Annotated in this window: 5 protein-coding genes; 4 read left to right on the forward strand and 1 reads right to left on the reverse strand. The window is 44.8% G+C overall.

The genetic code is table 11. The features are described 5' to 3' along the window. Positions 1–957: 957 nt before the first annotated feature. Positions 958–2,829 carry a monovalent cation:proton antiporter-2 (CPA2) family protein gene (locus tag AN394_RS20155; RefSeq protein WP_055022387.1) on the reverse strand — a complete coding sequence of 624 codons (1,872 nt, stop codon included), beginning with the start codon at positions 2,827–2,829 and terminating at the stop codon, positions 958–960. 233 nt (positions 2,830–3,062) lie between these two features. Here AN394_RS20155 and arfA point away from each other — a divergent pair, with 233 nt between their 5' ends. The 4 genes from arfA (at position 3,063) to AN394_RS20175 (ending at position 11,242) form a co-directional block, all read left to right on the forward strand. Then, positions 3,063–3,254, forward strand: a complete 192-nt coding sequence (gene arfA / locus AN394_RS20160) for an alternative ribosome rescue factor ArfA (RefSeq protein WP_054563243.1) — start codon at positions 3,063–3,065, stop codon at positions 3,252–3,254. A gap of 464 nt (positions 3,255–3,718) precedes the next feature. Then, the gene (locus tag AN394_RS20165; RefSeq protein ID WP_055022388.1) at positions 3,719–6,883 is read left to right on the forward strand and encodes a glycosyl hydrolase family 18 protein; all 3,165 of its coding nucleotides are present in this window, start codon (positions 3,719–3,721) and stop codon (positions 6,881–6,883) included. 52 nt (positions 6,884–6,935) lie between these two features. Beyond that, a complete protein-coding gene (locus AN394_RS20170) occupies positions 6,936–8,543 on the forward strand; it encodes a lytic polysaccharide monooxygenase (RefSeq protein WP_055022389.1) in 1,608 nt (535 codons plus the stop codon). A 65-nt stretch (positions 8,544–8,608) separates the two neighbouring features. Next, on the forward strand, positions 8,609–11,242 hold the full coding sequence (locus tag AN394_RS20175; protein ID WP_054563246.1) for a glycosyl hydrolase family 18 protein: 2,634 nt from the start codon (positions 8,609–8,611) through the stop codon (positions 11,240–11,242). Positions 11,243–11,880 lie beyond the last annotated feature (638 nt).

The raw sequence follows: 11,880 nt of genomic DNA on the forward strand, positions 1-11,880 counted from the left end.
ATACGAGATACGAGATGCGAGATGCGAGATGCGAGATGCGAGACAAGAGATGCGAGTCTGTAGCAGCGATTTTATATCGCGTTTTATTTCGCTTTTTTGAGTTTTCATCTGCATTTAAGCACTTCAAAATCTATTTAGTAGAATGCTTCCAAATAACAAAATCAAACTTGTAATTATAATTGTGTAGTAGATAGTCGAGTTTATTATTGGCTCTAAAGTGAAGTGCGATGAAAATATGTTTTTTACCGGTTTAAAGAATAGCTTTGGGTTTAAGCTACCCGCTAAAATTATAAGTGAAATTGCTAGACAACTAATGAACTCTAACCAGTCTAGGCCTTGTAATATAAGCAAATAAATACCGACAGTTAAATTAATAGTTGCTGCCAATCCGAACAAAATAGATAGCAGCTTTTCCTTTTTATTAAGCGTTTCCATACTGTAATACTCCTTATTACATTATTTAATACCTTTATATTTCGGTAAGCTACGAGAGTAAAATTGTAAGGGGAAAGTTAAGGAGTTTCGAGATGCGAGACACGAGTCTGTAGCAGCGATTTTATATCGCGTTTATTCACGCATCTCGCATCCCGCACCTCGAACATCTCATCTCATAATTCGCACCCCTCACCAATGGCGCGGAATAAAGCTGCTGCTACGTAGGCGTTATGCTTGCATGGCGCGCGAAATAAATTTCACGCCTACGTCGAGTAGTCTTATATTTGTGTGGTGTTTGAGAGTTCATGGCTGAAGCCATTCCTACGAACGCATCAGATTTATATCGCGTTTACTCTCGTATCTCGTATCTCTCACCACGCATCTCGCACCTCGCATCTCGAACCTAGCTCCTAGCTCCTAGTTCCTAGTTCCTAGTTCCTAGTTCCTAGTTCCTAGTTCCTAGTCCCTAGTCCCTAGCCCCTAGCCCCTAGTCCCTAGCACCTAACCCCTAACCCCTCGAACCTAGTCCCTTTTAACTCGTTCGCATATCTCGCGCATTTGCTGTTTTATTTCGGGTTCTTTTTCATCGAATAATTTGGTGATACGTTCGATATAGGCATGGTTTTCTTCGAATGGCACGCCGATTTCGTAGACATCGGCAGCTTCTCGTAGCATTTCTTTATCAAACTCACTGAAAATATCGACCATCCCTTGGGCTTTTTCTCGCTCGATACCAAGTGCCTCAAAGGCTGAACGGCCCATGCGCATGGTGCTGTCGTAAGTTTCGCGAATAATATCTCGACATCCGTAAGCCCATAAATCGTATACATGATGGCGGTCTACAGCGCGGGCAACCACATGTAAATGCGGGTAATTTTGCATCGCATAGCGAACTAATTTAGTAATTTGTTCGGCATCATCAAGCGCAACAACCAGCAGTTTTGCATCTTCAATGCCTGCAGCACTGAGTAGATCTGGTCGAGTGGCATCACCAAAAAAGTTACGAATACCAACACGCTCAAGGGCCTCAAGTTGTTTGTAGTTGTAATCAATCACAGTGGTTTTATAGCCGCCAGCTTGTAAAATACGGTCAACAAGTCCACCCATTCTGCCTGAGCCTGCGATGATCACATGGCTATCATCAGGGAACTCTTCTGTTTCTTTTCCTGCTTGCTCACAAATAAAGCGTGGTGCTATCACACGTTGATATAGAATAAATAACCCCGGCGAAACCAGCATGGATAAGGTCACAACCAGTAATAGCTGGTCGGCAACGGCTGTGGCTAAAACATTATTAGAAACACTGTAAGCAAGTAGTACAAAACCAAACTCACCAGCTTGTGCAAGCCCCAGTGCTAGCAACCAAAGTGCGGCGCCTTTTAGGCCAAAAATACGGCCTAAAATTAATAGCACAACTGTTTTAGTTGCAATCAGTGCGCCGGTTAGTAGTACGATGGTGGCTAGGTTATCTGCGAGTAATTGAAAGTTGATACTCGCGCCAACGGTGATAAAGAATAATCCAAGTAATAGTCCTTTAAAGGGATCGATATTACTTTCGAGCTCATGTTTATAAGGTGAGTTTGCAAGTACAACACCCGCTAAAAAGGTGCCAAGCGCAGGGGATAAGCCAACTAACGACATCATTAAAGCGATACCTATAACAAAGAATAGGGCTGTAGCGGTAAATAGCTCGCGAAGCCGTGCTAGTGCGACAAACCTAAAAATCGGTGCGGTTAAGTAGTTACCACCAAAAACGACGAGCGCGATCATACCTAAAGTAACCAGCGCTGCTTGCCAGCTTTCAAGGCCCGCCACCAAGCTTAAGCGAGCATGACCGTCTTCGCTTGCATGGGTTGTATCTGCAATAGCAGGCGCTAATTCAGGTAAAGCCAGTAATGGAATAAACGCAAGCATAGGAATAACGGCTATATCTTGGGTGAGTAATACGCTAAATGAGGCTTGGCCACCATCTGATTTTAATAGCCCGCGCTCTGAAAGCGTTTGCAGTACAATAGCGGTCGATGAAAGCGATAATATTAAGCCTATTGTAAGTGCTGTTTGCCATGCATGACCAAATGCTAAACCAATTCCAGTAAAAGCGGCTGCTGAGAAAACCACCTGTCCGCCACCTAGGCCAATAAGCTGCTTTCGCATTGACCAAAGCGCTTTGGGTTCTAGCTCTAAGCCAACAATAAATAACATCATTACCACACCAAACTCAGCAAAATGCTGGATGGCAATCACATCAACATTTAAAAATGTCAGTGTTGGCCCAATAACAATACCTGCGAGTAAGTAGCCAAGCACTGAACCAAGTCCAAACTTGCTGGCAATAGGCACGGCAATAATGCCTGCAATAAGGAAAATATAGGCGATTAAGAGAAAGTCAGTCATCGTAATCCTGTTTGTTTTTAATTAACTATGATTGTTTTCGCTAGTTTTGCCAGCAGTTAGGTAGTGAATGCAATCAAAATACGAATTTAGTCAGAAAAATGACAACAAGGCATGGTGTTTAGTAAAAGCGCTTAAGACAAAATAAGTGGGGAAATCGTCGTTTTTTTCTTAAAAACCGCTTGCGTAGCGCTTAGGTAGGTATATACTCGCAACACTTTAAATAGGAGCAAAAAATGAGCAAAAAGAAACAACGTACACAAGGCCAAGTTGATACTGGTCGTGGTGTAATTAACGATAATGTGTACGCCGCAATGGTTACATCTAAGCTGTTCACCGCAAAAGTAGAGAAACCTAAAAAAGGTAAAGGTGCATATCAACGTAAGGCAAAGCATGCAGGACGAGAGTCCTATTTAATCGCTGCTTAATTAAGTTGTGATCAAATAGGATTTTTGTGAAAAGCAAACACTGAGTGTTTGCTTTTTTTATGACTAAAATTCGTGTTAAGAATAATTTTCACTCAATTTTTATAGAAATTTTTACTTGAAAACTAATTTATTCGTTATATACCCATAATCGACACAATCATTATTTTCACCTACCCTCACACAAGTGTTGCTTGTTTTTTATACAAGCTAGGAGTGCCGCGCTTTCGGTGGTTAAATTATTGTTAATTTTATGTTCATTTTCACTCGGTAGAATCATCCTCGTTTTTGCTTTTTGATAAAAATAATTAATTCTTTTTTAGTGGTTTTAACTGAGCCTAGCATCAAAAAGTGTGTTTATTTTACCCTTTATAGGTAAATGCAAGCTTGACGTAATAGCGTTGTGTGTTACTTTAAAGTTGGATTTGTAAAATAAATGTTATTAAAACTTTGGGCGGAGGGAGCGAATGAGCTCGCATAAATTAATAAAAAATGCCTTTAAACTGAGTGCGCTGTCACTAGGTTTATACGGCTTTACAGCACAGGCTGCGATTGATTGCAGCAACTTAGAAGTGTGGCAACAAGGGCAAACACATGTTGGTGGTGATCAGGTTCAGGCACAAGGTAGCGCTTATGAAGCTAAGTGGTGGACGCAAACCAACCCTGTGGAGACTTCTGGTGTCGATCAAGAATGGCGTTTATTGGGCGTCTATGACAGCGTTGTCAATGAGAATCAAGCGCCTCAAATTAGCAGCTTAACACCCGCAGAGGGTTCTTTATTTACCACTAGTGACAGCGTTGTCATAAGTGCTGTCGCTACTGATCCTGATGGTAGCGTGGCAAGTGTAGAGTTTTTTGTTGATGGAACATCGCTGGGTGCTGTGACAAGCACACCTTACTCAGCGAGCTGGCAAGCAACGCAAGGCAGCCATGTGATTAGTGCGGTCGCAACGGATGATTTAGGGCTAACCTCTACAGCGGTTGCACATTCAGTGAGTGTGTCTGATGACGTTGAGCCGGTTAACCAAGCGCCAGTGGCAAGCATTGAATTTAGCTCACTGCCATCACAAGTAATGGTGGGTGACAGTGTGGTGTTTGCGCTTTCTGGCACTGATAGCGATGGCCAAGTAACCGCATTATCGTTAACTGAAAACAGCACTGAAGTTCATCAAGCAAGTGCTGCTTCTTCAAGTTACAGTTGGCAGGCTCCAGCACTTGGGCAATTTTCATTTACCTTAACAGTGACCGATAACGAAGGCGCGACGGATACACAAAGCAAAGTTGTTAATGTTGTTGAAGCAACAGAACCCGGTACAGATTGTAAACCACAAGGCTTATACCAAACACCGGGTGTCAATACCCCATACTGTAGCGTGTATGATGAAAATGGCCGCGAGAAAATGGGCGCCGATCATCCACGCCGAGTTATTGGTTATTTTACGAGTTGGCGAAATGGTGCCAACGGTCAGCCAAGCTACTTAGTTAACGATATTCCTTGGGACAAGATCACCCATATTAACTATGCCTTCGCGCATGTTGATGGCAATAACAAGGTCTCGATTGGTGATCCAAATGCTGCTGGCAACCCAGCGACAAACATGACTTGGCCGGGCGTTACAGGCGCTGAAATGGATCCAAGTTTTAGTTACACAGGTCACTTTAACTTACTCAATAAATTCAAAAAACAACACCCAGATGTAAAAACCTTAATCTCTGTAGGTGGCTGGGCTGAAACCGGTGGTTATTTTGGTGAAGACGGTACTCGCGTAAATAGCGGTGGTTTCTACACGATGACAACCAATGCCGATGGCTCTGTGAACCAAGCGGGAATTGATGCTTTTGCGAAAAGCGCGGTTGAGTTTATTGAAACCTACGGTTTTGATGGTGTCGATATTGATTACGAATACCCATCGTCAATGAACGACTCAGGCCACCCTGATGATTTTCCTATTTCTAATGCTCGTCGCGCAGGCCTTAACGCCTCGTATCGTGTATTGATGCAAAAACTACGTGAAGAACTTGATATTGCAGGTGAAAAGGCAGGTAAGCATTATTTGTTAACAATTGCTTCGCCATCTTCAGGTTACTTATTACGTGGCATGGAAACATTCCAAAGCGTGAAGTATCTCGATTACGTAAACATTATGTCTTATGACTTACATGGTGCATGGAATTCACATGTAGGCCATAACGCAGCCTTGTTTGATACCGGTCTTGATTCTGAATTAGCGCAATGGGGCGTTTATACCACCGCTGAGTTTGAAGGTATTGGCTACTTAAATACGGATTGGGCTGTGCGTTACTTCCGCGGTGCGGTCTCTGCAGGTCGAATCAATATTGGTATTCCATATTACACCCGTGGCTTTAAAGATGTGTCGGGCGGTACTAATGGTTTATGGGGCCAAGCAGCGCTGCCAGATCAATCAAAATGTGCGAAAGGGACTGGCGTTGGTGAGAAAAACCAATGCGGTAATGGCGCACTTGGCATTGATAACCTATGGCACGATAAGAACGATGTTGGTGAAGAAATGCCAGCAGGTTCGAACCCACTATGGCATGCGAAAAATCTCGAAAATGGCATTAACCCTTCTTACCTTGAAATCTATGGCCTAACGCCAGAAACCGATGCAGATGATGTATTAACCGGAACTTACACACGTTTCTACGATGATGTAGCTGTTGCTCCATGGCTTTGGAATGCAGAGAAAAAGGTATTCTTATCAATTGAAGATGAGCAATCAATGGCAACCAAAGTTGATTATGTTATCAACAATGGCCTTGGTGGCATCATGTTCTGGGAGCTTGCTGGTGACTATGATTATGACTCAGCGAAAGGTGAGTATTTCATGGGCTCAAGCTTAACCACACTTGCTTACGATAAATTTAACCAAAGTGGTGTGGCTTACAACACGCATCAAGGTAATGTCGATTTCACCATGCCAAGCGAAGCTGTTGACGTAAGCTTTACAGTGAAAGACTTCCCAATTGGTGATGATAACTACCCAATTTCACCTACATTCGCATTCACCAATAACTCAGATATCGATTTAAGCGGCGCGAAAATCAGCTTTGATGTGCCCGTTTCTACCTCGGCAATTTTCAAATCGAATTGGAATGCACAAGAAAAGCTCGGCATGGCAGTTGAAGCGAATGGCTCTAATGCGGCTGGCGATAATATCGGTGGTTTTGAAAATGAGTTCCATCGTTTTTCAATCACCTTAGTGAATGAGTGGGGCGGTATCGAAAAGTCATTTAACACTGGTGAAACCGTTGAGGCGCAAGTTATGTACTACATGCCAATTACGGGGCCATCTAACTTCACGATTGAGAAAAATGGTAAAACCTACGCCTTTAAATTTGAATACCCAATGCTACCAGATGGCACAGCTGGCAGTGGTGATACTGGCGGTGACACCGGTGGTGATACGGGTGGCGAGGGAAGCTGTAATGGTGTTGATGTAGCAAGCATCCCTGTGTATCCAAATTGGCCGCAAACTGACTGGGCTGGTAACCCAAGCCATGCTGTTGGCGGCGACCTAATGAATCACAACAACGTGATTTACGAAGCAAAGTGGTGGACGAGCACAGAGCCAGGCACATCTGCTGACTGGACGGTGAGTTGCACGCTTTAACCAACTAAGCGGAGCAAGGACTTTGCTCCGCATTTCTACAGCGAGAACAACAATGAAAGTAATGAAATCAAAGGCATTGTCTTTATCGGCAGTGGCAACCAGCATGCTGCTTGCCTGTGCATCAAGCCATGTGAATGCCCACGGATTCTTAGAAAGCCCGAAGGCACGCCAAGCATTTTGTAATGCTGATGGCGGGTACTGGTGGCCTGCTGATGGCACTGGGATCCCTAACCTTGCTTGTCGTGCAGCGTTTGTTGAAGCAGGGCATGTACAGTTTGTGCAAGACATTGAATTTTCGGCTAATACCATTGATTACACAAACCTAGAGGCAGTAAAGCAAAGTGTACCTGATGGCCGATTATGTGCAGCAGGCGACCCAGAAAAACGCGGTATGGATTTACCTTCAGCGCATTGGCAACGCAGTGAGGTTATTCCTAATGCTAATGGCGATATTTTAGTGCGCTTTTTAGCGAGTACGCCGCATAACCCGAGTTTTTGGCAGTTTTATTTAACAAAACCGGGCTTTGATAGTGCGACTCAAGTACTTACTTGGGATGACCTAGAGCTTGTTGAAGAGTACGGTAATCTTGATTTTAGTATTGATGCTAACAACGACCGTTACTATGAAATGAGCGTGTCTATTCCACAAGGGCGCAGTGGCGATGCCATTTTATACACGCGTTGGCAACGAGATGATGCCGGCGGCGAAGGCTTCTACAACTGTAGCGATATTAATATTGTCAGCGATGCGACCCCGACAGAGCCAACCGATTGGGCAGCAATTAGCTACTTTGTTCGTCAAGGACAAGACGCTGAGGTTGGCGGTAGTGTGTCAGCTCGGTTATTTGATGAAAATGGCCAAGAGTTATTTACTCAACAAATGCAGATCACAGCGGATAATCAAGCTAATTGGCAGGCTGAATTTGCAGCGTTGTTAAACCTTAATTACGCGCAGTTAGTTAATATTGGCGTGCAAAATAGCGCCGGAGATATTGCCTTTGATGCGTCTGATTTAATGACTAATCAGGTCTTCACAACGAATGCAAACTACAGCTTTGCACTAAGCGTACAAGCTGCTCCTGACAATACCGCGCCGATAATTCATCAACCAGATGATCTTCAAGTTGAAGAAGAGAGCAGCACCGCGATACACCTGCACGCCTTTGATGATCAGCAAAGCACCTTAACTTATAGCTGGGATGTACCGGCACCACTGAGCTTTACGGGCAGCGATGCCAACATCACGCTAAATGCCCCCGCTGTAGATGCTGATACAAGCTACACCGTAAGTGTATCGGTGTCAGATGGCGAGCTCACAAGCCAAGTTAGTTTTACCGTGACTGTGCTTAATAGCACTGTGGTCGACCCTGATCCAGTTGATCCGAGCGTGCCTGCTTGGAATAGCACAAGCCAATACAACACGGGCGATAAAGTGAGTTTTAACGGCGGAGTTTACAGTGCGAAATGGTGGAACCAAGGCGCACAACCAGACAGTAGTGATGCATGGCAGCTTGAATCTGGCAGTGTATCAATCGAATGGAACAGCGGCAAAGCCTATCAAGGCGGCGACGAAGTAACCTATCAAGGACAGCGCTATCGAGCGCAGTGGTGGACCCAAGGAGATATACCGGGTGCCAGCCAAGTATGGACAGAAATCTAAAGTTTTGTAGTTCAAACTTTATCAATAACAGCGTAACGCTATATAAAAACAGATAAGAGAGAATCATGAATATAAAACAATTAAGCGCAGCCATTGGTGTTGCACTCTTTGCAAGTGCAGCGAATGCGGCACCATCAACACCGACCATCATTTGGGAACCACAAGAGTACTCATTTGTTGAGGTTGACCTTGAAGGCACAGGTTCATATAAGAGCTTGGTGAACCGCGTAGATGAAGTCACTATCAGCATTGAATGGAATGCATGGAGTGGTGACGGCGGCGACAGCTACAAAGTGTATTTCGATGATATGCTGGTTAATGAAGGTTCGCTGGCAGCAGGTACCAAAAGTGGTGTTATTAGCTTCCCGTATGATAAAGCAGGTCGTCACACATTATATGTAGAACTATGTGAAGGCGGTACCACCTGTGCTCGCAGTGAAGGTAAGCCAATTGTTATTGCCGATACAGATGGCGGCCACTTAGCGCCATTGCCGATGGATTATGATCCAAATAACCAAGATATTGGCACCAAAGACGGCCTAGTAACAGGCGCCTACTTTGTTGAATGGGGTATTTATGGTCGTGACTATGATGTAACCAATATTCCAGCGCAAAACCTCAGTCATATCTTGTATGGTTTTATTCCAATTTGTGGACCGAATGACTCGTTAACGGGCGGCCCTAAAAACGCGCTAAATACTGCTTGTGCGGGTTCTCAAGATTTTGAAGTGGTGATCCACGACCCATGGGCTGCGATTCAAAAAGCGCTACCAGGTGTTGATAGTAATGACCCAATTCGTGGTACGTATTCGCAGTTAATGGCGTTAAAGCAGCGTTATCCTGATCTGAAAATTTTACCATCGGTAGGTGGTTGGACTTTATCAGACCCATTTGCCTACTTTACCGATAAAGCCAATCGCGACACGTTTGTGGCATCAATGGAAGAGTTTTTAAGAACCTGGAAGTTCTACGATGGTGTTGATATTGACTGGGAATACCCTGGTGGTCAGGGTGCTAATCCAAACTTAGGCGACCCAGTTGCTGATGGCCCTGCATACGTTGCGCTAATGCAAGAGCTGCGCGCGATGCTCGATAAGCTTGAAGCAGAGACAGGTCGTGAGTATGAGTTAACATCAGCGATTGGTGCAGGTTACGACAAAATTGAAGATGTCGACTACTCACAAGCTCAGCAATATATGGATTACATTTTCTTAATGAGCTACGACTACTATGGTGCATGGAGCAATGTAACTGGCCATCAGGCTGCGCTTTATTGTTCATCGCATTTCCGTGTTGGTCAGTGTGATGGCACGGGTGTTGATGAAGAAGGCGTTCCATATAAAGGCCCTGCTTATACAACTGATAATGCAGTGCAAAATCTACTTGCGCAAAACGTACCATCGAAAAAAATCGTGGTAGGTGCTGCTATGTATGGCCGTGGCTGGGAAGGTGTTTATCCAGAAAACGCGACTATCGCTGATAACCCTATGACAGCACCGGGCAACGGCAAACTTAAAGGCACTACAGCGCAAGGTGTATGGGAAGACGGTGTAATCGATTATAAAGGCATCAAAACTTACATGTTGGGCGCTGCAGAAAATGGCATCAATGGGTTTGAAACAGGTTATGACGAACAAGCCGAAGCCGCTTATGTATGGAACCGTAGCAACGGTAAATTAATTACATACGATAACCGTCGTTCTGTTTTGGCAAAAGGTGCTTATGTTAATCAATATAATCTAGGTGGTCTGTTTGCATGGGAAATTGACGCTGATAATGGCGATATTCTTAATGCCATGCACGAGGCACTTGGTGGTACCGTCACTGAGCCTAGCAATAGAGCGCCAGTGCTATCTGTATCAAGTACAGTATCTGTTAATGCGGGCGAAAGTGTATCTGTTAGTGCATCGGCAACTGACGCAGATAACGATCCACTAAGCTTTAGCTGGACAGCTGACAGTGCGTTAACAGTAACTGGTGAAAATTCAAATACCCTTGTAATCACAGCGCCATCAGTGACTGCTGATACGCAATACACGGTTGCTGTGAGTGTGAGCGATGGCGAGGCAAGTGTAAGCCGTAACGTTACAGTAAATGTAGTAGCACCAACGACAGGCGAGAATCAAGCACCAGTCGTTGCGGCAATTACTGATAAAACAGTGGCAGAAGATGCGAGTGTGGACGTGGCTGTTTCGGCATCTGATGCTGATGGCGATGCGCTTTCATACAACTGGAGTGTGCCAGCAGGCTTAACGCTAGTGGGCTCAGGTGCTGATGTGAGTTTACAAGCGGGCAGCGTTGATGCAGATACTAGTTATGTTGTGTCGGTTTCGGTAAGTGATGGCCAAACAGCAACAGCAGTGAGCTTTAATGTCACCGTGACAGACTCGGGTACAACAACTCCGCCAGATGGTGAAACGACATGGGATGCAGCGGCTATCTATGTAGGTGGTGATACGGTAATTTATAACGGCGTAGAGTACACCGCTAAATGGTGGACACAAGGCGAGCGCCCTGATTTAGGCGGCCCATGGGAAGCAACTTCACAACCAACCGACGGTAATGGTGATGTTGTATGGCAAGCTGCGGGTATCTATAACGGTGGCGACCAAGTTACTCACCAAGGTAATAAATACGAAGCGAAATGGTGGACTCAAGGAGACGAGCCAGGTGTCGCGGATGTATGGAAAGCACTTTAAGTGTAATAACCACATTTAATGCCCATCATTAAAATGTGATTTCCCTTCAAAGCAGCCGTATGGCTGCTTTTTTGTGGGGGAAGTAAGAAAGAGTAAAGTTAGCGAGGGGAAAGGGGAAAGAAGCTTTCAGCTTTCAGACGACCTGTGGGGTTGGTTAGGTCGAGTGTTCATCTTAGCGATTTAAGTCTTGTAGGAGGTACTTTAGTGGCGAATAGAACCCAACATAGTCCATGTAAACCTTTTCAAATTTCCTATCTTCAGACGCGCGAAACAAGTTTCACGCTTACGAATGAAAACATTAGGCTCTAGGTTCTAGGTTCTAGGACGCGATGTAAAATCGCTGCCACAGACTCGAATCTCGCACCTCGAATCTCGCACCTCGTATCTCGTACCTCGTAACTTTACTCTTTCCCCTTGAAACTCGCTAACTTAAGACATTTCCCGGCTAAAGCCAGTCCTACGGGGGAAACAATAGGCGCTAGGTTCTGGGTTCTAGGACGCGATGTAAAATCGCTGCTACAGACTCGTATCTCGCACCTCAAATCTCGCACCTCGCAACTTTACTCTTTCCCCTTGAAACTCGCTAACTTAAGACATTTCCCGGCTAAAGCCAGTCCTACGGGGGAAACATCAGGCGC

It is taken from the genome of Pseudoalteromonas sp. P1-26 (assembly GCF_001401795.1).
GTDB lineage: Bacteria > Pseudomonadota > Gammaproteobacteria > Enterobacterales > Alteromonadaceae > Pseudoalteromonas.